This is a genomic window from Kurthia huakuii LAM0618, from assembly GCF_000505545.1.
GTDB classification, from domain to species: domain Bacteria; phylum Bacillota; class Bacilli; order Bacillales_A; family Planococcaceae; genus Kurthia; species Kurthia huakuii.
In genome coordinates this window covers 62431-87092 of the sequence record NZ_AYTB01000016.1, presented here as the reverse complement: position 1 = coordinate 87092, position 24662 = coordinate 62431, and the positions used below count along the sequence as shown (strand labels likewise).

At 40.0% G+C, this 24662-nt stretch carries 19 protein-coding genes; 10 read left to right on the top strand and 9 right to left on the bottom strand.

The window, feature by feature from the left end; all coding sequences use genetic code 11:
• Window positions 1-89 precede the first annotated feature (89 nt).
• From V514_RS0113830 to V514_RS0113815, 4 genes are all read left to right on the top strand, one after another.
• Window positions 90-1787: a M3 family oligoendopeptidase gene (locus V514_RS0113830; RefSeq protein ID WP_029500505.1), complete on the top strand. Its 1698-nt coding sequence runs from the start codon at window positions 90-92 to the stop codon at window positions 1785-1787.
• Between the two features lie 121 nt (window positions 1788-1908).
• The gene (locus tag V514_RS0113825) at window positions 1909-2991 is read left to right on the top strand and encodes an AI-2E family transporter (protein WP_029500504.1); all 1083 of its coding nucleotides are present in this window, start codon (window positions 1909-1911) and stop codon (window positions 2989-2991) included.
• Window positions 2992-3069: 78 nt separating this feature from the next.
• Window positions 3070-3534: a hypothetical protein gene (locus V514_RS0113820; RefSeq protein WP_029500503.1), complete on the top strand. Its 465-nt coding sequence runs from the start codon at window positions 3070-3072 to the stop codon at window positions 3532-3534.
• Window positions 3535-3619: 85 nt separating this feature from the next.
• Window positions 3620-4228: an alpha/beta hydrolase gene (locus V514_RS0113815; protein WP_029500502.1), complete on the top strand. Its 609-nt coding sequence runs from the start codon at window positions 3620-3622 to the stop codon at window positions 4226-4228.
• Window positions 4229-4420: 192 nt separating this feature from the next.
• Here the strand turns inward: V514_RS0113815 and V514_RS0113810 are convergent, their stop codons facing one another.
• Together V514_RS0113810 and V514_RS0113805 are read right to left on the bottom strand one after the other, a co-directional pair.
• The gene (locus tag V514_RS0113810; protein WP_029500501.1) at window positions 4421-5422 is read right to left on the bottom strand and encodes an inorganic phosphate transporter; all 1002 of its coding nucleotides are present in this window, start codon (window positions 5420-5422) and stop codon (window positions 4421-4423) included.
• Window positions 5423-5433: 11 nt separating this feature from the next.
• Window positions 5434-6054: a DUF47 domain-containing protein gene (locus V514_RS0113805; RefSeq protein ID WP_029500500.1), complete on the bottom strand. Its 621-nt coding sequence runs from the start codon at window positions 6052-6054 to the stop codon at window positions 5434-5436.
• Between the two features lie 472 nt (window positions 6055-6526).
• Here V514_RS0113805 and fumC point away from each other — a divergent pair, with 472 nt between their 5' ends.
• Together fumC and V514_RS0113795 are read left to right on the top strand one after the other, a co-directional pair.
• Complete coding sequence (fumC, locus tag V514_RS0113800) at window positions 6527-7909, top strand: class II fumarate hydratase (protein WP_029500499.1); 1383 nt, start codon at window positions 6527-6529, stop codon at window positions 7907-7909.
• 219 nt (window positions 7910-8128) lie between these two features.
• Complete coding sequence (locus V514_RS0113795) at window positions 8129-9871, top strand: methyl-accepting chemotaxis protein (protein WP_035944895.1); 1743 nt, start codon at window positions 8129-8131, stop codon at window positions 9869-9871.
• A 247-nt stretch (window positions 9872-10118) separates the two neighbouring features.
• Here the strand turns inward: V514_RS0113795 and V514_RS0113785 are convergent, their stop codons facing one another.
• The 5 genes from V514_RS0113785 to nhaC form a co-directional block, all read right to left on the bottom strand.
• Window positions 10119-11894: an FTR1 family iron permease gene (locus V514_RS0113785; RefSeq protein ID WP_029500497.1), complete on the bottom strand. Its 1776-nt coding sequence runs from the start codon at window positions 11892-11894 to the stop codon at window positions 10119-10121.
• Window positions 11872-13143: an iron uptake transporter deferrochelatase/peroxidase subunit gene (gene efeB / locus V514_RS0113780; RefSeq protein WP_029500496.1), complete on the bottom strand. Its 1272-nt coding sequence runs from the start codon at window positions 13141-13143 to the stop codon at window positions 11872-11874. Before efeB ends, V514_RS0113785 begins: the two co-directional genes overlap by 23 nt.
• 17 nt (window positions 13144-13160) lie before the next feature.
• The gene (gene efeO, locus V514_RS0113775) at window positions 13161-14033 is read right to left on the bottom strand and encodes an iron uptake system protein EfeO (protein ID WP_029500495.1); all 873 of its coding nucleotides are present in this window, start codon (window positions 14031-14033) and stop codon (window positions 13161-13163) included.
• A 235-nt stretch (window positions 14034-14268) separates the two neighbouring features.
• Complete coding sequence (locus tag V514_RS0113770; RefSeq protein ID WP_029500494.1) at window positions 14269-15429, bottom strand: class I SAM-dependent methyltransferase; 1161 nt, start codon at window positions 15427-15429, stop codon at window positions 14269-14271.
• An 83-nt stretch (window positions 15430-15512) separates the two neighbouring features.
• Window positions 15513-16895 carry a Na+/H+ antiporter NhaC gene (nhaC, locus tag V514_RS0113765; RefSeq protein ID WP_029500493.1) on the bottom strand — a complete coding sequence of 461 codons (1383 nt, stop codon included), beginning with the start codon at window positions 16893-16895 and terminating at the stop codon, window positions 15513-15515.
• Between the two features lie 328 nt (window positions 16896-17223).
• Between nhaC and V514_RS0113760 the strand changes: the two genes are divergently transcribed.
• From V514_RS0113760 to V514_RS0113750, 3 genes are all read left to right on the top strand, one after another.
• The gene (locus tag V514_RS0113760) at window positions 17224-17919 is read left to right on the top strand and encodes a VOC family protein (protein WP_029500492.1); all 696 of its coding nucleotides are present in this window, start codon (window positions 17224-17226) and stop codon (window positions 17917-17919) included.
• Window positions 17920-18000: 81 nt separating this feature from the next.
• Entirely contained in the window at window positions 18001-19269 is a 1269-nt protein-coding gene (gene hflX / locus V514_RS0113755) for a GTPase HflX (RefSeq protein WP_029500491.1), read from the top strand.
• Window positions 19270-19618: 349 nt separating this feature from the next.
• Complete coding sequence (locus V514_RS0113750; RefSeq protein WP_029500490.1) at window positions 19619-21106, top strand: peptide MFS transporter; 1488 nt, start codon at window positions 19619-19621, stop codon at window positions 21104-21106.
• A 453-nt stretch (window positions 21107-21559) separates the two neighbouring features.
• Here the strand turns inward: V514_RS0113750 and solA are convergent, their stop codons facing one another.
• Entirely contained in the window at window positions 21560-22681 is a 1122-nt protein-coding gene (gene solA, locus V514_RS0113745) for an N-methyl-L-tryptophan oxidase (RefSeq protein WP_029500489.1), read from the bottom strand.
• 71 nt (window positions 22682-22752) lie between these two features.
• Between solA and V514_RS0113740 the strand changes: the two genes are divergently transcribed.
• Window positions 22753-23346: a phosphatase PAP2 family protein gene (locus V514_RS0113740; protein ID WP_029500488.1), complete on the top strand. Its 594-nt coding sequence runs from the start codon at window positions 22753-22755 to the stop codon at window positions 23344-23346.
• Here V514_RS0113740 and V514_RS0113735 read toward each other — a convergent pair.
• Window positions 23341-24537, bottom strand: coding sequence for an MFS transporter (locus V514_RS0113735; RefSeq protein WP_029500487.1), 1197 nt, complete (start codon window positions 24535-24537; stop codon window positions 23341-23343). The two genes, V514_RS0113740 and V514_RS0113735, sit on opposite strands and share 6 nt — an antisense overlap.
• Window positions 24538-24662: the final 125 nt, after the last annotated feature.

Genomic DNA, 24662 nt, shown 5'->3' with positions numbered 1-24662 from the left:
TATCGTCAATAACTGTTGCAAATTTTCAATTAATAAATGACAATAAATAGAGTAATTATTTCGTAATGCGAAATAGAGGAGGATGAAAAATGGTAACCTTTAACGATTATCAATATGCACGCCCAGACATGGACGATATGAAACAAGACTACACTGAATTACTAGAGAAATTCAATGCAGCTGACACTGTGGAAGCGCAAAGTGACGTTATTGACGAAATCAATACGATTCAAAATCGCTTCTCGACAGCCGCGAATTTATGTTACATTCGTGCATCAATCGATACGAATGATGAATTTTACAAAGCAGAGCGCGACTACATTGATGAAATTAGCCCACAATATGAAGAATTCGTCACAGAATACTACAAGGCGCTGACAACATCAAAATTCCGCAACGAGCTTGAAGCGAAATGGGGCCAGCAGTTATTTGACCTTGCAGACTATCAAATTAAAGGTTTCTCACCAGATGTGATTGATTTAATGCAACAGGAAAATAAACTATCGTCTGAATACCAACAATTAGTAGCTTCTGCACAAATCGATTTTAACGGTGACACGTACACGCTAGCGCAACTTGGACCGTTTGCTGAATCAAGTGACCGCGATGTGCGTAAAGCGGCTCAAGAGGCTAAATTTGGCTTCTATGCAGCACATGAACAGCAGTTTGACCGTATTTATGATGATTTAGTAAAAGTACGTCATGAAATGGCGACGACAATGGGCTACAACAACTATGTAGAGCTTGGCTACGTGTTAATGAATCGCGTTGATTACAATGCCGACATGGTGAAAAATTACCGCGACCAAATTCGTGATGTTGTCGTACCATATGCGACTGAGCTACGCGAGCGTCAGGCGAAGCGTATCGGTGTCGATAAATTAAAGTCTTACGATGAGCCAATCGCGTTTAAAACAGGTAATGCCATTCCGAAGGGCGACCCACAGTGGATTGTCGATAACGGCAAAAAAATGTATGCCGAGCTTTCTCATGAAACCGATGAATTTTTCAACTTTATGATTACGCATGACTTAATGGATTTAGTGGCGAAAAAAGGCAAAGAAGGCGGCGGTTATTGTACGTTTATTGAGGACTACAACTCACCGTATATTTTCTCAAACTTCAACGGCACGTCAGGCGACATCGATGTGTTAACCCATGAAGCGGGTCATGCGTTCCAAGTGTATTCTAGCCGCAATATCGGCATTCCAGAATATTTATGGCCTACGTATGAGTCATGTGAAATCCATTCGATGAGTATGGAATTTTTCACATGGCCTTGGATGGAATTGTTCTTTAAAGAGGACGTTGAAAAATATAAATTCTCCCATTTAAGTGAAGCATTATTATTTTTACCATACGGCGTCGCAGTTGATGAATTCCAACACGTTGTGTACGAAAATCCGGGCATGACACCAGCAGAACGTAAAGCGGCATGGAAAAAAATCGAGGGTATTTATTTACCACACCGCGATTACGATGGCTATGATTATTTAGAGCGCGGCGGCTTCTGGCAACGTCAGCAACATATTTACAATAGCCCATTCTATTATATTGACTACACATTAGCACAAGTATGCGCATTCCAATTTTGGAAACGCGACCGCGAAAATCATGGCGAAGCATGGCAAGATTATGTGCAGCTATGCCGACAAGGTGGGTCAAAATCATTTACAAAATTAGTAGCAGAGGCCAATCTTGTGTCGCCATTTGAAGCTGGCTGTTTAGAAGATGTGATGACGGCGATTCGTAGTTATTTAGACGGCGTTGATGATACAGCATTGTAGTTAACTAGCAAGGAATCGCTTGTAGGCGGTTCCTTTTTTAATGGACGAAAAATAGATGTGCAATGCTTTTCAGTGAAAACATACGTTATACTAAAAAGAAAACATAGAAGGAAGTGGATGTATGCTAAATAAGCGTTGGTTTCAACTAGGCATCGGTGTGCTTATTGCGATTTTAATCATCAAATTTTTCTTGGAAATCGACCATATTTTCAAACCACTTGGCATCATTTTAGGTGCCATCTTTGTACCACTTTTAGCGGGGGGCATTTTATTTTATATTACAGAGCCTCTACAACGCTTATTAGAAAAGAAACTACGCTTTCCGCGCTGGGGCAGTATTTTAGCGATTATTATTGTACTAATCGGCGTCATTTTCGTCGCTGTGTCGTGGGTAGCGCCGTATTTAACGAAGCAAATTACGTTATTAATTAACAATATTCCGTGGTTGTTCAAAGAAGTGACCAATCAAGTAAACTTCGTGTTAAATAATCGCGAAAATTTCCCTGAACAAGTGACAAAAGCAATTAATGATTTCCTTGCCTCACTACAAGATGTGGCGGTCGTGACAAGTAAATTTGTCGTTGATTTAATTAGTGCGCTTATTAACGGCGCGTTATTATTAATTTTAATTCCATTCTTCTACATTTTTATGTTGAAAGATCATGAAAAGTTCCGTCCGAAAGTATATAACGTTTTCTCAGGCAGCACGCGCGAATGGGTAAAAGATACGTTAGAAGATATTAACGATGTGGTGCGTGGCTATGTACAAGGTCAAATGCTCGTGAGTGCGATTTTAGCGACATTAATGTTTATTGGTTACAGCATTATCGGTTTAGATTATGCACTATTATTATGTGTGCTCGCATTTTTCCTAAACATGGTGCCGTTTATTGGGCCGTGGCTGGCGTTTATTCCCGCGTTCTTTATTGGTCTCGTTAACGACCCGATGCAAGCGCTATGGGTATGTATTATTACGTTATTAGTCAATCAAATTGATAGTAACTTCGTGACGCCAAACGTGATGAGTAAATCGCTTGATGTCCATCCATTAACGGTCATTACTGTTATTTTAGCAGCCGGAAATATCGCCGGCTTCGTCGGGATTTTATTAGGTGTGCCAATTTACGCGGTCATAAAAGTAGTCGTGATTAGCATTTACGACCGCCGTAAAAAAATTAAGACGTACGCAAAAGAAGATGTATAATGAAAAGAAGCTGTCCACTAGGAGGACGGCTTTTTTTCTTGTATACTAAATGTAAGTCCAAACTAGGGAGCGAAAAAAATGCTATCATTTGAAGAAAAAAAAGCAATTATTGAATCATTCGATGAACTTGTGGCGAAACCCATTTCAATGAATCGTTTCAATTATCATTATCCAGGAAGCCAATACGACAAAAAAATTGTCGTTGAAAAATTACATCCAAATGGCAACGGCTTTGTGTACGTTGGTGATTTATTAGCGTATAAAGCAGATGACCGCGGTCTTGTAAACATTCGTGATTTTTCTGAACAACAGCTGCGCGATGTAATTGAAGATTCGATTACGTATTTAACAGAAGTAGATGATATCGTCGAAGAAGTAACGATTGAAGAAGCATTCCGCAACCGCGCAGGCGACCAATTGTTATTAACATTTGACGGTTCATTCTGGAATGTTTATCATGGCTTCAACTTAGAAGAAAGCTTTGGCACACGCGATGATGCGGAAGAATACTTATTGTCAGAAGGCTTTAGAAAAAGTAAATAATTGCGAACAGGGGAGTTAACTTTTGACTCTTCTGTTTTTTTATTTTATAATTATCTCGAATTCAAGATAATGGAGGCGGATAGCGATGGAACATGTTTTTGTGAACGGTACAAATAGCGAGGCACCAACATTTTTATTACTACATGGCACAGGTGGCAATGAACAGGATTTAATAGGTTTAGGGCGTGAAATTGACCCAGAGGCAGCATTACTTGGCGTGCGAGGTAGCGAAGTAGAAAATGGGATGCCGCGCTTTTTCCGTCGATTAGGAATGGGTATTTTTGATTTAGATAATTTATCGGAGCGCACTGAAGAATTAGCGACATTTATTGACGAAGCGGCTAAGCAATACGGCTTTGATCGCGACAATGTCATTTTGATTGGCTATTCAAACGGCGCAAATATCGCGGCAAATATTTTCTTTGAACGGGGCAATATCGTCAAAGGTGCCATTTTGCACCATCCGATGGTTCCGCGTGATGATGTTGAAGTACCAGATTTGGCCGGCTTACACGTCTGGATTGGTGCCGGTGAAAACGACCAAATGACACCGCCTGAACAATCTACGGCGTTAAAATATTATTTAGAACAGCAAGGGGCGAGCGTGGAACTATTTTGGCATCAACATGGTCACCAATTGACAATGGAGGAAGTTCAAGCCGCAAAAGCTTGGTACAATCAAACATTTAAATAATGTACAAACGAGGCTAGGACATACGTGTAACAACACCATCTCAGATGAGCATAAAAAAACCGGAATCGCGCTGTGTCGTGGTTCCGGTTTTTTTGTGGCGAACGCTAAAAAAGGAACATGAAATGTTTAATCTCAGCCTCGTTTTTAATAACAAAAAAAGAAGCCGGTAAGCACCAGCTTCTTTGCGGTTCATTATAAGAATAAATCGAGCAATAAGAAAATTAAGCCACCCATTAAACCGGCAAGTGGTAATGTGATCACCCACGTAATAACGATATTACGTGCGACACCCCATTTTACCCCTTTGACGTTTTGAGCTGCCCCGACACCCATGATTGCTGAAGAAATAACATGCGTTGTCGAAACAGGCAAATGAAGTGTTGTTGCGCCAAAGATAATGAAAGCAGATGACATATCTGCCGCTACACCGTTGACTGGACGGATTTTCATAATTTTACTACCGACTGTTTTAATAATTTTATATCCACCAACGGACGTACCAAGACCCATTGCAAGCGCACATGACACGCGGACCCATAACGGAACTTCAGAGCCTTGACTAAGCAAGCCACCAGCCATCAATGCCATCGTAATAATACCCATTGATTTTTGTGCATCGTTCGTACCATGTGTAAACGATTGAATCGCCGCTGTAAAGATTTGTACTTTACGGAAACCATTGTTTGTTTTATATAGACTAAAGCCAGCGAAAATGACTTTGAATAATGTCATCATTAAAAAACCAACAACGATTGCGATAAATGGTGCTAAAATTAACGCTTTAATAATTTTTGTGAAGCCTTCCCAGTTAATCGCACTGAAGCCAGCTGCCATTGCGGCCGCGCCAGCTAATGAACCGATTAAGGCGTGAGATGAACTTGATGGAATACCAAAATACCATGTAACTAAGTTCCAAACAATCGCTGATAGTAAAGCTGCTAAAATAATAACGACGCCGTTTTCAAGTGCAAACGGGTCAACGATATCTTTAGCGATAGCTTGCGCAACACCTGTGAATGTAATGGCGCCGAGAAAGTTCATCGTAGCGGCCATTAAGACAGCAACACGAGGTGGTAGTGCACGAGTGGATACGGCTGTTGCAATCGCATTCGCCGTATCATGAAATCCGTTAATGAAGTCGAATGCTAACGCAAAGAAAACGACTAAAACGGTTAGAATAAGTATACTCTCCATGTTGATAGCTCCTACGCGTTTCGCATAATAATAGTATCCATTGAATTCGCAACATTTTGACAGTAATCTGCTACTTCTTCAAGTTGCTCATAGATGTCCTTGAACTTAATAATACGAATTGGATCTTGTTCATGTAAAAATAACTGTTTAATTGACGTACGCAATACTTCATCACATTTACGCTCATAATCTTTAATTAAAATCGCATGTTCGCGCATATTCACTAATTTTTTATTCGTTAAGTGAGTCATCGCTTTTGTGATTTCATCAGTGCTTAGCACGATGTATTTTAAGAAGTCACGCATGTAGTCATCTACTTCTGTTAATGAAAACATTTCAAAATGAGCGATACAGCCTTCGATACCATCCAAAATATCATCCATACGAACAGCTAATTCTAAAATGTCCTCGCGCTCGATTGGTGTCATAAATGATTTGTTTAACATTTGAATCAGATTGTGGATTAATGTATCTCCATCTGTTTCGTATTTTTTTAGCGTAACGCTAAGCTCTTTTAAGTCAGCAATGCTTGTAATTTTAAATTCTTCTGCATAGTGAGCCGCCTTGTTGCAGTTAACTGCAATATCGTAAAGGGCATTGAAGAACGGATCGGGTTTTTTTGAGCTAAACATGTAAATCCTCCTAATAATAAACCGCGTATTCATATTTAAACGCACTTCTTATCATAACAAACTCACCGAAAAAACCATATTCAATTTACATAAAATTACGCAATCTTTACAATCGTGTAACAATCAATTTCGACAATTATCGTGTGAAAACGACTAATAATTAAGTGAATAATACAGTATTTTGTAGAATATATTTGAATGAACGGGCATTTCATTTACGAAAAATTAACTTGACAGCGCGTTATTACGACACAAAACGTTCTTTTTTCAGAAAGACTTAAAAAGAGCTTTAAAATAGGAGAATTTTCAGATATTTCTATCGAAAAACGCAAAAAAGGGGGGAGTTGACTATTTCGGACAAAATTTAGACGCAAATAAACCACTTTTAAAGACATTTTGATTGAGAAACGCTATCATTATAACCGTAAGGATGAATTTTAAATTTTATAAAAACGAAATGGAGATGAACGTCTTGGAATACCGTATCGAACATGACTCTATGGGAGAAATTAAAGTACCTGCAGACAAAAAATGGGGTGCTCAAACTCAACGTAGTACACAAAACTTCCGTATCGGTTCTGATCATATGCCAATCGATTTCATTCACGGTTATGCAATTTTAAAGAAATCAGTATCAAAAGTTTGTGTTGAATTAGGAACATTATCTGCAGTAAAAGCGGAAGCAATCGCTCATGCAGCAGATGAAATCGTAGAAGGTAAATGGGATGATCAATTCCCACTAGTCATTTACCAAACAGGTTCAGGTACTCAAACAAACATGAATGTCAACGAAGTAATCGCTCACATCGGTAATGAATACCTTGAAGCACAAGGTTCTGAAGAACGTCTTCACCCAAATGATGACGTGAACAAATCTCAATCTTCAAATGACTCATTCCCAACAGCGATGCATATCGCCACTTCAATCGCTGTCGAACGCAATCTTGTTCCTGCATTACAACAAATTAAAGCGACATTACAAGCGAAATCTGAAGAATTCATGAACTTAATCAAAATTGGTCGTACGCATTTACAAGATGCAACACCACTTACATTAGGTCAAGAAATTAGCGGCTGGTTATACATGATTGAAGCTTCTGAAAAAATGATTAAAGAAGCAGCTTTAAACATGCGTGAACTTGCAATCGGTGGTACGGCAGTAGGTACAGGTCTTAACACTCCAGACGGTTTTGACGAAAAAGTTGTCGCTGAAATCTCTAAAGAAACAGGCTTAGACTTCGTTCCATCACCAAATAAATTCCATGCGTTAACATCGCATGACCAAATCGCTACTACTCATGGCGCAATGAAAGCATTAGCAGCTGACTTAATGAAAATCGCTAACGACGTTCGTTGGTTAGCTTCTGGCCCTCGTTCTGGTTTCGGTGAAATTTCAATTCCAGAAAACGAACCAGGTTCATCAATTATGCCAGGTAAAGTAAACCCTACTCAATGTGAAGCCGTAACAATGGTAGCGGTTCAAGTAATGGGTAACGATACAACAATCGGCTTTGCGGCATCACAAGGTAACTTTGAATTAAACGTTTTCAAACCAGTTATTCTACACAACTTCATGCAATCAGCTGAATTATTAGCTGACGTTATTCGCAGCTTTGATGAACACTGCCTAGCGGGTATTACAGCAAATGAAGATAAATTAGAACACTTCTTAAATAACTCATTAATGCTCGTAACAGCACTTAACCCATATATCGGTTATGAAAATGCGGCGAAAATTGCTAAAATGGCGCATAAAGAAGGCTTAACATTAAAAGAAGGCGCACTAAAATCTGGTTTATTAACAGAAGAACAATTCGACGAATGGGTTGTTCCTTCAAAAATGATCAAATTCTAGTAAACGGAAAAAAGAGGCTTGGTATAAACCAGCCTCTTTTTTTTAGCCTTTTTTAAGAAAACTATTATTTTTAAAAGAAACCACGATTGAAGTCCTATGTACATAGTATGTTAATAAAATGGTTGTATAAGCATTTAGACATAACTAACATGCTTTGTTATACTGAATTCGACCAACATCTAACTATTCATTTCATTTTAAATAGAGGAGAGGATTCACATGAAGCAAGGCAAGTTAAGCAGAAAAATCATTGCGATGATTGCGCTCATCTTTAGTGTATTATTAATCTTTTTTGTGCTAGCAGTCAATTATACAACTCAAAAAGTAGCTGAAAAATCAGCCGCTCAAACGGCCACGTCCATTGCACAAAATTTAGCGGGTCATGTAGATGCTACAAGCTACGAAACATTAGCGAAAAATCCAATTGAAAATGATACCTATTGGAAGCTTCGCGATGAACTGAATGAACTACGCGAACATAATGGGGTGTTATATGCTTATACGTTTTCCGTACCACAACAAAATAAAGTACAATTTTTAGTAGATGGTCAGCCGCGCGATGCGAAAGAAGAAGTCGTTGGAAAGATTCAAGCGGAGTCATCGTCAACGACTGTTAGCGACTTAGAGAAAGTCGATAATAAAGGGAGCTACACATCAAAAATTTTAGAAAGCTCATTTGGAAAATACGTGTCAGGCACAGTGCCAATTAAAAATGATGCTGGCAAAACGGTTGCCTATTTAGGCGTTGATATTGATGCGAGCAAAGTATCTTCACTACAAAAGAGTGCTCTTTTAAGCGTACTGCCAGGTGTATCACTATTCTTTGTAGTGTTGATGATACTTTCAGGTGCCATTATGTATTTCTATGTAAATAAAAAGCTACAGCCTCTTCAAACATTGAATGAGGCAGCGAGCAAAATGGCTGCAGGAGAATTGACAGCAGGAGCCAAAATCGTCAACGACTTAGATCTAAAAGGGCGTACGGAAATTACGACGTTCGCCAATCATTTTGGCCAATCGTTAGCGACATTGCAACAAACCTTTGGAGAATTTCAAATACGCGCACATGAATTACAACAAATTACGGCGCAGTTAACGACTGCTTCGCGTACATTTGAACAATCAAGCAATCAAATTACGACAAATGTGTCGCAAGTAGCACAGCAAAGTAATCAGCAAGCAACGAGTAATGATGAAGTAATCATTGCGATGGATGAAATGACGGTCGGCATTCAGCGTATGGCTGATATGACATCGGATGTAGCAAGTTCATCTAATGATATGACCGATTTAGTCAACAATGGCGTACAGCAAACGGAAAAAGTCGTCGAACAAATGCAACAAGTCGAACAAACTGTTATTCAAACGGCAACAGATGTAGAAGAGCTGACGACAAAATTTGCGAGCGTACAAGATATGGTGAAAATTATTACCGACATTGCCGATCAAACGAATTTATTAGCACTGAATGCAGCAATTGAAGCGGCGCGTGCTGGTGAGGCAGGGAAAGGCTTTGCGGTTGTTGCCGATGAGGTGCGAAAACTCGCTGAATCATCTGGCACAGCTGCGCAAGATATTTTACAGGAGCTACATAGCTTCGAAGTCGTATCACAGCGCACGCATACGCAAATTATGAACAGTAAAGCGCAGATGGTTGCTGGGAATGAAGCAGTATCATCGATTGGCGCTCACTTACGCGACATTAATACGACCGTTATGGGTGTTAACAATAGCATTCAAGAGGAATCTGCTATCATTGAACAAATGTCTGCAGGTTCTGAAGAAGTACTCGCTTCGATGAATGAAATGAATGAGCGTTTGCGTGCGACCGCGTCATTTACGAATGAAACAAATGAAGCCGCAACGATGCAACAAGAAGTTGTTGAGCGCTTGCAACATGTTATTCAAGACGTTGAACAAACGACAACCGCGGTGTTAGAGCAATTAAAGCATTTTAAATAAGCGCAAAATATAAAAACGACAGACACTTCTAAGGGATTAAAAACTTTAGAGGTGTTTTTTGATGGGCAAACAACATCGTTACGGCAAAGGACCTTACACAATTAAAGAAAAAGACATGTACCCGCTAATAACGCCATCATGAAAACGTTCAAAAATTTTGGCAAAGCAAAACCACCTCTCTCCGATGATTCACCGAAAAAAGGTGGTTAAATTCAGCTAAAAGAAGTGTCTTTGTCACTGTCCCATGTTAATGGGTCGGTTCCGAAATGCTAACTTCTTTTTTCTCGTTGCGATATTTCCAAATAATCGTACCGACAATTAACACGACTAACACACCTTGAGCAAGCATCGTTTCGACCGTAGGATAGAAGCCAATACTTGCGACTACCGGTAATCCGTCTACTACATGTGTATCGATGTCGCCCATCAATTGGAGTTTATGCATCGACACGCCAATAATTTTAAAGGCTAATAAGTAGATTAAAATGGTCGCTACAGCGAAGAAGCGGTGAATTGGAATGCGCGCGCTCACTTTGACGATGAAGAAAGCAACAATCGCTAAAATGACAATCGCTAAAACAATACCTAATGCAAATTGGCTTGTTTCCATTTTCGGCGCAATTCCGGCGTAGAAAATGAGTGTTTCAGCACCTTCACGGAATACGGAAAGGAAACTGATTAACGCCATCGCCCACACAGAGCCGCGTGACATCGCGTGATTCATTTGTTTTGAAATGTAGTTATTCCACGCTTTAATATTCGATTTACTATGCAGCCATACGCCGACACCAATCATCATCGCTGCGGCGATTAAACCAACGTACCCTTCGATCAGTTCGCGACTTGAATTCATCGAAGCGGAGTTGAAGAACATCGACATTAAGATAGCCATAATCGCACTTAGACCAATACCACCGGCAGCGCCAAAGTAAATGTATTTTGTCATATGTGTTTGTTCAGATTTTTTCAGGAACGCCACTAATGCCATAATAATTAAAATAGCTTCTAATCCTTCACGTAATAAAATAAGGGCAGAATCCCAAAGTGAATAGCTATCATCATCTTGCAGTAATTGAATTTCCTTTTTGAAATCCGTTAATTGCTTTTTCAGCTTGTCTTTATCGCTATTATCTTTTAATAAGTTGCTGGCGATAATCGGCATATCACTTTCGATTGATGTGTATAATGAGCCGTTGCGCGTACTAATATCACTTTCAACATTTGGCCATGTGGTAATGAATTTTTTAATGTTCGCAGATGCTTTTTCATACTCGTTGTCATCAATCGCCGCAGTCGCCTCGTCAATTAAATCGACTAATGTTTGCAGTGAATAGCCTTTTTTAACAGCGCCTACTTTTTTATTGTTACCGAAGTCGATAATGCTTTGTTTTAACGTGTTAAATGTATCTTGTAGCGCTGTTACATTTGGTTCGTCATTCGCAAGTTCCATGCGTAAAAAAGACATTTGCGTTTCGATTTGACCGTATGCAGCCATATCAAATTCGCGCACAGGTTTTTCTTTTAAATTCCAGAAGCTATTAAACGTTTTATATTGCGCGTTAATTTCTTCTAAATCACCGCTTTGAAGCGCCGTTTCTAAATTGGATAAAGCAGGTGTAATCGTTGTAACAAACTGTTTGCGTTCTTTTTTCTCATCAACAGGGTTTTCGGCTTTTTCTAAAGCTGTTAGCGCTTTTGATAAGTCCGTAAGTGCCGCTAGACGTGCCTCGTTATCTTGTTCAGAAAAAGCTTTGTCATATGCTGCATCAACCGCTTTTTTCTCTGCTGCATGGTCATCTGCTACTTCTTTTTGTTGCCATGCTTTATCAAATTCCTTTAATGCTTTTTCAGCATCATTTCCTTCACCATTACGGATATCCATAATGGCATCACTAATTGAAATGTATAGGCCGCTATAAGATGATGAATCCGCCGCTAGCGTTGGTAACGGGCGGATAATTGTCATGACCATAAGCAGCGCAATGATCATCAATTGACTGCTACGCGTTAAAAAGTGCTTCACCGATATAACTCCCTTTTTTTATACCAGGGAAGCAAGCGAAAACACCGCTGCCTCGATGGGTAATGTATTCATTCATTTTATCTAAGCGACCAAGCGCATTTTGAATATCTGTAAATTGTTGCGGGTCTTTTTGGAATGAGATAAACAGTAGACCTGCATCATAAGCACCTGTATGGTCCATGACACCAGAGGCATATGAAAAGGCGCGACGCATAATACGCGCTTTCACTTGGCGTGCTAAAAAGACGTGTGATGTTTCCGGCACGACATAGTTGCCAGCGTCATCTTTACGCTGCTCATCCACTGCATCAAATTCATGCTGTTTTCCAAATGGCGCACCGTTGTGACGATAGCGACCAAATGTTTCTTCCTGTGCTTTTAACGATGTACGGTCCCATGTTTCTAAATGCATTTGAATGCGGCGAACGATTAAGTACGAGCCGTTTGTCATCCATGGCTTAGATTCACCGTTTTGAATCCACACAACGTCATTCATTGCTTTGTCGCTACGAGGATTTTCCGTGCCATCTTTAAAGGCGAATAAATTACGCGGTGTTTCGCGTTTGCCTTCTTTATTTACCGGAATCGAATTGTAGCCTGCTTGTGTCCAATTGACCGATACTTTTCCGCTTGCGGCACGTACTAAATTACGCACGGCATGAAACGCTACTTGTGGATCGTCGGCACATGCTTGGATACACATATCGCCGCCGGTATATGCTTCTTCAAGCTGGTCTTTTGGGAAGTGTGGTAAGTCGTTTAATTCTGTTGGTTTGAGTTGGCTAAGACCTAAATCTTTGTTGCTAAATAATGAAGGTCCTACGCCGAATGTAATCGATAAGTTTTTAGCATCTACACCGACTGCTTCACCTGTATCAATGGGTGGAATGTGGCCGTTTGTCGTTTCGCCGATTTGTTGACCGTTCATTAAGCTAACGGCAAGCGGCGTCCACATTTTAAACAGCTCTTGCAATTCCGCTTTCGATTTAACTAAAACAGATAAAGAGGCAAAATAGACATGCGATTGCACTTCTGTCGCAATACCTGATTGATGTTTCCCATAAAAATTCACTTTATTTTCTACGGACGTGTCATCATCTAACCATTGTGGCACTCCGAATGCCTTTAATACGCCGCCTAATCCAGATGCCCCAATGGCGACGCCAGCTGCACTAGCACCGGTCATTTTCAGCATCTTTCTACGAGAGAGCTTTTTGTCCATAAAGTTCTCTTTAGTTGATTTAGCCATGTTTCATCACTCCAAAATTACTCTAAGATTGTGCCCATTTGGCTTAGTGGTTCACCAAGTTGATTAATTGCTTCAGATAATGCTTTTGTATCTTTTTCAGTTAATTTCGTATACGACACGTAACCGCCGTCTTTTGTTTCATAGTTTGTTAATAAGTCGTTTACTGCGTTGAATTTATCCGTTAAGTTTTCAGCTAATGCGGCATCTTTTTCTTTAATCGATGGCTCTAAAATTTCAAAGATTTTTTCAGCACCTTCTACGTTCGCTTTGAAGTCGTAAAGGTCTGTATGTGAGAAAATATCTTCTTCGCCTGAGATTTTAGACGTTGATACTTCGTTTAATAAATCAACAGCACCGTTGATCATCATGTCAGGTGTGACCTCAACCGTTTCAACACGCGCACGTAATTCTTTCGTGTCAGCAATTAATTTATCTGCTACTTTGTCATAGCCTTTTGTTGTACTATCTTCCCATAGCGCGTACTCTAATTTGTGGTAACCAGTCCAGTCTTCTTTCGTTTGACCTTCCGCTTCTAAGTCTGCTAAACGGGCATCGATTGCAGGGTCAAGGTCGCCAAAGCTTTCTGCGATTGGTTCAGAGCGTTCAAAGTACATACGAGCTGTAGGGTATAGTGCTTTTGCTTTTTCGATATCGCCATCTTTGAATGCTGTGACAAATTCTTCTGTTGCTTTTGTGAATTGGTCAAGTTGTTCTAACGCGAAATCTTTATATGCTTGTGTTTCTTTATCAAGCGTGTTTGTAGTTGCTGAATTGCTTGTTGATTGTTCCGTTGTTGAATCGCCATTTTTTGCTGTGTCGTCGGAGTTGCCGCAGCCGCCCATTACGACACCGCCTGCTAATAATAGTGCTGCGAATGATGTTGCTTTCATGGAATGAAATCCTTCTTTCTCTAATAGAGTATGTACCGATAAGATAATGATAATCATTATCAATGACAAGTCAATAGAATTTTAAACAAAAGTGCTATTTTACTACAATACAATACGAAAATTCCAATAAAGTATTTCGCATTTTTCGTTCAAATATCGTTAGTTGTCGAAAATTCAACATCTGCAGACGACAAAGAGAACGTGCTCGTAAATGCAAGCACGTTCTCTTTGTTAACTAGAATAAATGTTGTAATTCTTTTTCTAAAAATGGTGTAGCGTGTAGGAAATTTGTAAACGCATGGTAGCGAGCAAGTTGCTCATCAGTTGGCTTTTTGCCGGTATAGTAAGCGCGAATTAAAATGTTTTTTGGCGTATGCGACATATCGATAAATTCCATCAATTGTGCATCGTAGCCAACTAAGTTTAACAGCTCCGCGCGAATGGAATCTGTTGCGAGCGCAGAGAAGCGTTCTTTGATTAAGCCGTGTTGTAGCATAATATCTAGCGGTGAGCTGTCGATTTGATTGTTTAGCTCATGCTGACAGCAAGGGACGCTCAAAATTACGTTAGCGCCCCATTTTACAGCGCGTGATAACGCCATATCTGTTGCGACGTCACAAGCATGTAGCGTCACGACCATGTCGACGCTCGATTCATCGTTGTAATCGTTAATATCGCCAACTAAAAATTCGAGTGAGTCGTATTGTAAATCTTTGGCGATTTGTGCACATTCTTCGATTACTTCTTTTTTCAAATCAAGGCCAGTCACACGAATATCAAGCCCTTGTTCGACCTTTAAATAATGATAGAGCGCAAACGTTAAATACGATTTACCAGAACCGAAATCTAAAATACGAATCGTGCGGTCCTTCGGTAAATAATCAAGTGAGTCGTGAATGAATTCGATAAAGCGATTAATTTGTTTAAATTTATCGTATTTTTGTTTTTTTACGTGACCGTCCGGTGATTGTACACCTAAACGAATTAAAAACGGATACGGTGTGTCGGGGTCCAATAAATAATTTTTTTTACGGTTATGTGATAGATTGGCCTTTTTCGCCGTTGCATTGGCTGTCGATTTAAACAGCACTTTATTTTTCTTCGATAGTTGTACTTGTATACTTTCTGTCTCGAAATCGCCCTGGAATTGTCTGAAATCGTCAAATAACTTATCGAATGTTGCTTCTATTAAATCGAGCTCAATATTGTCGTGCTTTAAAATGCGCTCATACTGATATTCTAATTGAATATGGTAGGCCCCTTTTAATTCGATCGGCTTTAATTTGACGCGTTTGACGTCATTTGATTTCATGCGCGGCTGACTAATCGTCGCAGCGACAAGTTGTTTATTTAAAAGACGCTCAACTAGCGCCTGCTTCATTTCTTGGAATTCCATGTAAAAATCCTCCTGTAAATTACCCGATACGCATTAGTTTAGCACAAAAAAAGAGGCTTCGTTTATTCGAAGCCTCGACATTATTATTTATTTAAGTACGTTAATGTTTTGCCTGTCCAACCAAATAAAATCGTTAAGATTGGTGATAGTAAGCAGAAAAATGCGAATGGTGCGTAATCCAATGTATTCACTTGCAGCACGCCGGCGATAAAGATACCGCACACACTCCAAGGGATTAATGGATTGACAACGGTACCCGCATCTTCAACGGTACGCGCTAAGTTTTTCGACGCTAAGCCGACTTTTGCAAATTGCTTTTGGAACGTTTCAGCAGGTAATAAAATCGATAAGTATTGTTCACCGATAAATAAATTCACGCCGATTGCTGTTGCGGCAGCTCCGGTAATCGTGGCACCAACTGTTTTAAAGAGATGTTCAATTTTCGCAAGTATTGCTTGAATAATGCCTAGCTTAAATAACAGACCGCCCATACCGAGCGCTAAAATAACTAAGCTGATTGTAAAGAACATGCTGCTCATACCACCGCGTGTCAGTAGTGAATCAATTTCTGCCACGCCGGTTGTTGATTTATAGCCTTCAAATAACATCGTTAAAACTTCGCTACCGCTATATGTGTGGTGGAAGTACGAAATGATAATCGCCACAATTGAACCAACAATTAACGTTGGGATAGCGGGGATTTTTTTGAGTGCAAATAAGACTAATAACACAACAGGGATTAACGTATACCAATGAATTAAATCTGTTGATGCAAGCGCTGCTTGGAAATCGGCTACACCTGAGTTTGCTAATTCTTTGCCCGATGGTGATAAGACGCCATAGACGATTAATGAAATCGCGAACGCGGGAATTGTTGTCCAAGCCATATTTTTAATATGTTCAAATAAGTCTACATTCATAATCGATGATGCTAAGTTTGTCGTGTCGGAAAGGGGGGACATTTTATCACCAAAAAATGCGCCAGAGACGATCGCACCTGCAGTAATAGCGAGTGATAAATCCATCGCTTGTGCCATACCGATAAACGCTACGCCAATCGTTGCGGTTGTTGTGAGCGAGCTACCGACTGCTACGCCGATAATACATGTGACAACAAATACGATGGCAAAGAAGAATTGACCCGAAATTAATTCAAAGCCGTAGTAAATCATCGTTGGAATCGTACCACTCATCATAAATGTACTAATTAAAATACCGATAAAAAAGAAAATAAAAATGGCTGCTAAACCTGATTTTGCGCCGTCTACTAAACCTTGTTCCATCGTACGATATGCTACTTTTTTAAAGGCACCATAGCATAGAAGCATAATGATGACGAATAGAACGGGAATATGTGGTGTTGAGTTAAAACCTAACAATGAAACGGCCATGATGACAATCATGAGCAGTAAAAGAATGCTAGCCTCAAAAAAAGTTGGTTTTAAGGCTGAGTCTGAATGAAACATGCTGTGTTGCGCCTCCTGATAAAACTTTTTTGCTTCAACGCGGTGAAGCTATAAAGAATTTTAGCATTTACGTCATAATAGTCAATGGTTTTACGCAAAAAGACATGGAAAAAAGACATAACTCAAGTAATGAGTCGTATCTTTTACAGGAATCCAATGTGAGTTTACGCAAAAATCAGTAAATGTTTAACCGCTAATCGCTGTGGTGTTTCTTTTTTAGTAAATGGAAATAATATGAAGTTACGTTGCTTTTTTTAAGTTAATTATCTAAATTTTATGATAATATAAAAGGGACTTAGTATATTACACCGTTGAAAGGGATGAAGTTATGTTTGAATTAGATCATGTTGTATATTTTACGAAAAAATCACCGGCGGAAATTGCACAAGAGGTATCAGTTGAAGGTATTCATCCCGTCGAAGGTGGACAACATTTACAGTGGGGAACGCATAATGCGCTACTCTATACGAAAAACAGTTATATCGAATATTTAGCGGTCGAAGATGAACAACGAACAGCTACTTCGACACATCCGCTAACACAGCAGTTGCTAAACGATTTAGAGTTCCGAGAAGGCTTTGGTTCGGTTTGCCTGCGTTCGGAAAATTTAGAAGAACAAAATCGCTATTTTCAAAAGCTTGGCTACCGTACAAGTGGTTTATTAGAATCGGAACGCAAGACGAAGAGCGGTGCTGTGCGCAAATGGAAAATGCTATTTATCGAGCATAAAATTGATAAAAAATTGCCATACCCATTTTTCATTCAATGGGAAAATTCCGATGACGAACGTTATGCGACGCTGCGCGAAGATGGCACGATTCAGCCCGGCAATGAAGCGCTGACGATTACGAAATGCATCTTTGATGTTCAGGACGTCAATCGTAAAATGACGCATTGGTCGCGTTTATTGTCGTTACCGATTAAAGGGAATCAATTAAAGCTTGGCAATACGGTGTTTGAATTCCGCCAAAGTAAGGATTCTGTCGAGCGTTTGCAGTCGATTGAAATTGCCAAGGAGAAATAGGCTATGTTACGATAAATTTATCTGTAGGGAGAGCAGGCAATGCAGTCGCTCTCTCTTTTTTAAGTTACGGGGGTGCTTTTGATGGAGGAAAACATCAAAGAACGAGCAATATTAGTTGGCGTCAACATTCGCAATGATCGCCATTTTGATTATTCAATTGAAGAGCTTGGCAATTTAGCGGAAGCAATGGACGTTGAAGTAGTTGGCGTGATTACGCAAAACTTAGAGCGTGCCACGCCATCTCATTATGTAGGAACAGGTAAAATTTTAGAAATTCGCGAGTTATATGATTCACTCGATGCCAATGTTGTCATTTTTGACGATGAATTATCGCCAGCACAATTGCGCAATTTAGAGCATGACATCGATGCGAAAGTCATCGACCGTACGACGCTCGTACTCGATATTTTTGCGCGTCGTGCGAAAACGCGCGAGGCACAGCTACAAGTTGAAATTGCGCAACTGCAATATTTAATGCCGCGCTTAGTCGGTATGAACGCATCGCTATCACGTCAAGGTGGTGGTACGGGTGGTGGTTTCCAAAATAAAGGGTCAGGTGAAACGAAGCTCGAACTCGACCGCCGAAAAATTGAGAAGCAAATTTCAAAAATTCGCCGTGAGCTTGATGAAATTCAGGCACAGCGTTCGACGCAGCGTAAAAAGCGTCAAAAAAATGCGATGCCAGTCGTGTCATTAGTCGGCTATACGAACGCCGGAAAATCGACGATTATGAATCAGTTACTAGCGCGTACAAATCCAGATGAAGAAAAACAAGTTTTTGAAAAAGATATGCTGTTTGCAACGCTTGATACGTCGGTGCGCCAAATTGAGCTAGAAGATAATAAACGCTTCTTATTAACGGATACCGTTGGATTTGTTAGTAAGCTACCGCACCATTTAGTAAAAGCTTTCCGTTCAACACTTGAAGAAGCGCGCGAGGCGGATTTACTATTGCATGTCGTCGATACGTCAAATGCTGAAAATGCTTATATGGTCGAAATCACGAACAACACATTAGCAGATGTTGGCGTTCAGGATGTGCCAACGATTTTTGTTTATAACAAAGCGGACCGCGCAAATATCGCGTATCCGTATGTAAATCAAAATCAAATTTATTTATCAGCAAAAGACGGCAAAGGCCTCGATGAATTGTTAGCGATGATTAAAAAAGAAATTTTCGCTGATTATGAAGTTCGTACACTTTGCATTCCATATGATCGCGGTGACATTGTTTCTTATTTAAATGAACAGGCTACTATTTTATCAACGGAATATGATGAAGCGGGTACGGTGTTAAAAGTCGAATTAAAAGTAGCTGATGTCAATCGCATGAAGACTTTCTTCATATAATAAAGAGAAATCAAACCGACATTGGTTTGATTTCTTTTTTTTATGTAGGCGCTTTAGTATAGAAAAATGGAATTTACAAAAAATATAAATGTGTTTCTTGAAAAGAATACATAAATTGAAATATTATTCTGTCAATATGTGTATTTACTGAAAATGGGGAAAATTCCATACTTTAAGGTGTTTTTTAGCTAGTTAAATACCTTTTAAAATCAGAAAATTCTATATAATAATAATTTTTGACATAATAAAAATGTATATGTATAATGGACATACGTTTTTCAAACGCAAACTAAACGTTTTGAATTATTAGATTATTTTTTATATTGAAAAGAGAAAGAGGTAAGTCTACATGGCAACAAAGGAAGAGATCGTTAAGTCGATCCCTCAAAAAGGCTTCTTTGGGCATCCAAAAGGTCTGTTTAGTTTATTCTTCACCGAATTCTGGGAACGTTTCTCATACTATGGTATGCGAGCAATCTTACTTTACTTTATGTATGATACCGTAGCAAACGGTGGTCTAGGAATCGATAAAACAACGGCAGCTTCAATCATGTCGATGTACGGTTCGCTTGTTTATATGTCTGGTATTATCGGTGGTTGGATTGCCGACCGTATTTTAGGTACACGCCGTACAATATTCTGGGGCGGTGTGTTAATTATGCTAGGGCATATTTGCTTAGCATTCCCTGGTGGTATTGCATTCTTATTCGTTTCGATGGTATTTATCATTTTAGGTACAGGTTTATTAAAACCAAACGTATCTTCAGTAGTAGGGGACATTTATTCAACAAATGATCCTCGCCGTGATTCAGGTTTCAGTATTTTCTACATGGGTATCAACTTAGGGTCATTCCTAGCTCCATTAATCGTAGGTGCTGTTCAAGAAAACTATAACTACCACGCTGGTTTCTCAATCGCAGCAATTGGTATGGCTATCGGTTTAATCATGTACAAAGTTACTGAAAAGAAAAATCTTGGTCTTGCAGGTGTAAAACCTACAAACCCATTAGAGCCACATGAATTAACAAGTATTCTTAAGAAGACAACGATTGCAGTAATCGCGATTGTGATTCTTGTCGTTATCGCGTACTTCTTAGATTTAATTACAATTAACAACGTAATCAACTTCTTCACAGTAGTCGGTGTTCTTGCACCAATTAGCGTGTTCATTTGGATGTTTACATCAAAGAAAACAAAAGCAGAAGAAAAATCACATTTACTTGCCTACATTCCGCTATTTATTACTGGTACAATGTTCTGGGTTATTCAAGAACAAGGCTCTACAATTTTAGCGCGATATGCAGATACACGTACGGATCTGTCAGTTGGTTCATTTGAAATCCCAGCTGCAACGTTCCAATCATTAAATCCACTATTCATCATCATCATGGCACCAGTTATGGCAGCTCTTTGGATGAAACTTGGTGATAGAGGTCCAACAACACCTGTTAAATTCTCATTCTCATTATTATTTGCAGGTGCGTCATTCTTAATTATGATTATTCCAGCAATCACTTCAGGCGGTACGGCATTAGTAAGCCCTTGGTGGTTAGTTGCATCATTCTTCTTAGTAGTAATCGGTGAATTATTAATGTCACCAGTTGGTTTATCAGCTACAACAAAACTTGCACCGGAAGCATTCGCTGCTCAAGCAATGTCACTGTGGTTCTTAACAAGTACAGTAGCACAAGCATTAAATGCGCAATTTGCGAAAGTGTTCGACAAAGTTTCTGAAGTTCAATACTTCGGTTTCCTTGGTGGTGCAGCCATCGTATTATTCGTTGTAATGCTGTTAATCAGCCCTTGGATTTCTCGTAAAATGGGTTCAATTAAATAACACGAGTGAAAGGAAGTTAGCGTTAAGCTAACTTCCTTTTTTGTACAACAACGCTTAAAAATAATGATTATCATTATCAGTTACCATTGACTTTCATAATTTGACATGTGCATAATGAGAGAGTAATTCTAATTTTAGAAGGCAGAATCGTCTAGTTCGCGAAACAATAAAACGTTCAATTAGTAGCTATTGACAGGCATCTTTTATTTAGTGGCATAAATAAAGGCATGCTATATAGCCGTCGCATAATGAAATAATTGACCTCTATCGTTCTATCACGTAGGGAAACTAATGTAGAGTTTCATCAGGCATTCTGTATTTTGAATGATAAAAAGGGGCTGGGACAAAACATTTCATTTTCCTTTTTTAGAGTTCGCAACGAAAAACCGGAACCGCGCCACAGCGCGATTCCGGTTTTTCTTATGCTCTTTACACGTATGTCCAAGCCTCTTTTTAGTTGAAGCGCTGCAATGAAAAATCCGTTAAATCAAATGTGCTGTTACCATCGATTACGAAGTCTTTTAATAGTTCACCAACAACGGCTGCAAATTTAAAGCCATGGCCAGAAAAGCCGGCTGCAATATGAATGCGCGCATCAGTCGGATGTTGGTCAATAATGAAATCCTCATCGGGCGTCATCGCATACATGCATGTTTTCCCGACTTTTAATGGGCCGTGCTGCGGCATATAGCGATTTAAAAACTGTGTTAATTGTTGTTCATCATGCGCATTAAAAGCGATGCGTTCATCGTTTGGATTGATTGCCTCGCCACCATCATGACGCCCAACTTTTAGACCAGCACCATTATCGCTAGGGAAGCCGTAATAAAGTGCATTCTCGAGTTCAAAGCCGAATGTTGGGTAATGTTCATTACCATAAAGCGCATCATCGGCATCGTACCACGCGAATGTTTTGCGCGTTGGCGTGACAGGAAGCGAGATGTTTAGTTGATGTAACAGTTCTTTTGCCCAGGCACCAGCTGTGATGACAACTTGATTCGCTGTGAGTTTAGTGAGGCTTGTGTGGACTTCGATATGTGCCTCTTTTGGTACAATGTTCATGACTGCTGTATTTACGAGTACGGTAGCACCGTAGTAAATAGCGCGCTCACGATAAGCTTGTACACAGTCCTCTACACGCAAAAAGCCAGCAGTGGGCTCAAAACAGCTAATGAAATCTTCGGGTACGTACATGCCCGGGAAGCGTTCCATTGTTTCTGAAGCATTACGAAGTTCTAATGGAAGCTCGTAACGTTTGGCGCTCGTAATGACATTTTGCATGAATGTGCTATCACTACGCCCAACGTTAATCGCCCCTACTTGGACGAGTAATTCTTTATGTACTTCTTTCTCAAGTTCTTGCCATAATTCGCGTGCACGCAAGAGTAGCGGCACGTAATTTTGTCCTTCTCCATATGCATAGCGGATAATGCGTGTTTCCCCGTGATGACTTGCATGGTCATGCGGTGGATTATAGCGGTCGATAATGAGTACGTGCTTGCCCGCTTTCGCTAATTGATAGCCGGCAGCCATGCCCATTGAACCCGCACCGACTACAATGACGTCATAATGCATAATAAACACCCCCTCTTATTAGTTTACAATGAATTTTTAAAATTAGACAATGGTATAAGGAGGAACTTAACGTGATTATTTATCATACATTAGCGGTCATCGCTTTTATTATTTTTATCAGCATTTGGCTGTCGCTTGATACGGACTTCATTCACAAGCTTGATGCATGGGGTGAGCGTACGTTTGGCGGCAATTCATTTTTAGAGTTTTTCCATTATCTTGGTGAGATATGGTTTGTTGTGCTTGTCGGTGTTGTGCTCGTCGTCTACTTTATCGTGAAAAAACGCTACCGCAACATGACGTTTGTATTGTTTACATTCGTTGGGGGGACGGTTGTTAACCAAAGTATTAAATTTATCGTAGAGCGTCCGCGCCCGCTCATTCCAGACCAACTGACATCGTATAGTTTCCCGTCAGGTCACTCGATGTTGTCGATGCTTTATATGATGACCGCGGCATTTTTAATTACTTCTAATATGACTAAAACGAAAAAGCGCATTGCGTTTATCATTGCAGGGCTTGGGACATTCCTTGTTGGGCTATCACGCGTTGCCGGCTCACGTCACTTTATGAGTGATGTACTTGGTGGCTGGACACTCGGTTTTGCGTTCTTTATGCTTGTGATTTATTGGTATATGCGTACGAAAAAAGAGAACTCCTTATAGGGGGTTCTCTTTTTTCATTGAGCGATTTAATAGCAATGTTACGCAGGCACCGAGCAGTAAGAAACTGGAAATCATCGTGATGACGCCGCCCCAACCGAAGCGAGAGAAAAAGAAACCACCGATTGTACCGCCGATACTAGAACCAGCATAATAAAAGAATAAATACAGTGACGATGCTTGAGCTTTGTCATGTGTTGCGCGCATCCCGACCCAACCACTTGCGATGGAATGGCCGCCAAAGAACCCGAATGTAAACAGCGCGATACCGAAAATTTTTAATGTAAGCAGCGTATTTAACGTTAGAAGAGCACCGACTAACATTAGAAAAAAAGCGCCTAAAATCATATAAAAGCGTCCGTGAGAATCAGCTAGTTTCCCCATAAACGCGGAGCTGAATGTGCCAACTAAATAAAGTAGGAAAATAAAGCCGACAACCGTTTGGCTCAGTGAGTACGGGGGTGCTAATAATTCAAAGCCAACATAGTTGTATAGCGTCACAAAAGCACCCATTAACAAGAAGCCGAGCGAGAAGAGCATCACAAGCGCAGGATCTTTCATATGAGCAATCATCGAACGAAATAGTGGTTTAAACGCTAGTTTTTGTGGAATAAAGTGTTGTGATTTCGGCAATAACACATAAAATGCCAATGCTAATATAAGGCTAACAATCCCAATCGAAATCATGGCGATGTGCCAATTAAAGGCATCGGTCATCGAACCCATCATGACACGCCCTGCTAAGCCACCAATCGAGTTGCCGCTAATATAGAGCCCCATCGCAGCTCCGAGGCTTCCATGGTCCATTTCTTCCGCTAAATAAGCCATCGCAATCGCCGGTAAGCCAGCAAAGACAACACCTTGAATGATGCGTAGGATAAGTAACGACTCAAAATTAGGCGCAAAGCCAATCGCGAGCGACAAAATGCCGACCGCAATCATCGAAAACGTCATAATCGGTTTTCGGCCCCATGCTTCGGAGAGAGAACCTGTTAGTAACATCGCCATCGCTAACGTCATTGTTGTTAATGATAATGACAAACTAGCGACAGCAGGTGACACGCCAAATTGTTGTGAGAGTGCAGGCAAAATTGGCTGTGTCATATAGAGATTGGCATACGTACTAAAAGCGCCTGCAAAGAGTGCAAGATTTGCATGACGAAATGCCTTCGTTCCTTTTTGTATGTATGGCATAATAAAAAACTCCTTTAATCATTCATACTAGTATTGTAAAACGTTGTGAAAACTAAAAACAATTTAACCTGTTTATCAATGTGATGCAGTGTGCGCATGAAAAAATAAATGTTTCCTAAAAGAAA

What these genes read in the sequence shown, in the direction of transcription:
- V514_RS0113805 (WP_029500500.1), bottom strand. Translation starts at nt 6,054, where the DNA reads ATGTTTAGCTCAAAAAAACCCGATCCGTTCTTCAATGCCCTTTACGAT.
- V514_RS0113750 (WP_029500490.1), top strand. Translation starts at nt 19,619, where the DNA reads ATGGCAACAAAGGAAGAGATCGTTAAGTCGATCCCTCAAAAAGGCTTC.
- V514_RS0113825 (WP_029500504.1), top strand. Translation starts at nt 1,909, where the DNA reads ATGCTAAATAAGCGTTGGTTTCAACTAGGCATCGGTGTGCTTATTGCG.
- V514_RS0113820 (WP_029500503.1), top strand. Translation starts at nt 3,070, where the DNA reads ATGCTATCATTTGAAGAAAAAAAAGCAATTATTGAATCATTCGATGAA.
- nhaC (WP_029500493.1), bottom strand. Translation starts at nt 16,895, where the DNA reads ATGTTTCATTCAGACTCAGCCTTAAAACCAACTTTTTTTGAGGCTAGC.
- V514_RS0113760 (WP_029500492.1), top strand. Translation starts at nt 17,224, where the DNA reads ATGTTTGAATTAGATCATGTTGTATATTTTACGAAAAAATCACCGGCG.
- V514_RS0113830 (WP_029500505.1), top strand. Translation starts at nt 90, where the DNA reads ATGGTAACCTTTAACGATTATCAATATGCACGCCCAGACATGGACGAT.
- V514_RS0113770 (WP_029500494.1), bottom strand. Translation starts at nt 15,429, where the DNA reads ATGGAATTCCAAGAAATGAAGCAGGCGCTAGTTGAGCGTCTTTTAAAT.
- efeO (WP_029500495.1), bottom strand. Translation starts at nt 14,033, where the DNA reads ATGAAAGCAACATCATTCGCAGCACTATTATTAGCAGGCGGTGTCGTA.
- hflX (WP_029500491.1), top strand. Translation starts at nt 18,001, where the DNA reads ATGGAGGAAAACATCAAAGAACGAGCAATATTAGTTGGCGTCAACATT.
- V514_RS0113810 (WP_029500501.1), bottom strand. Translation starts at nt 5,422, where the DNA reads ATGGAGAGTATACTTATTCTAACCGTTTTAGTCGTTTTCTTTGCGTTA.
- V514_RS0113795 (WP_035944895.1), top strand. Translation starts at nt 8,129, where the DNA reads ATGAAGCAAGGCAAGTTAAGCAGAAAAATCATTGCGATGATTGCGCTC.
- V514_RS0113815 (WP_029500502.1), top strand. Translation starts at nt 3,620, where the DNA reads ATGGAACATGTTTTTGTGAACGGTACAAATAGCGAGGCACCAACATTT.
- V514_RS0113735 (WP_029500487.1), bottom strand. Translation starts at nt 24,537, where the DNA reads ATGCCATACATACAAAAAGGAACGAAGGCATTTCGTCATGCAAATCTT.
- efeB (WP_029500496.1), bottom strand. Translation starts at nt 13,143, where the DNA reads ATGGCTAAATCAACTAAAGAGAACTTTATGGACAAAAAGCTCTCTCGT.
- solA (WP_029500489.1), bottom strand. Translation starts at nt 22,681, where the DNA reads ATGCATTATGACGTCATTGTAGTCGGTGCGGGTTCAATGGGCATGGCT.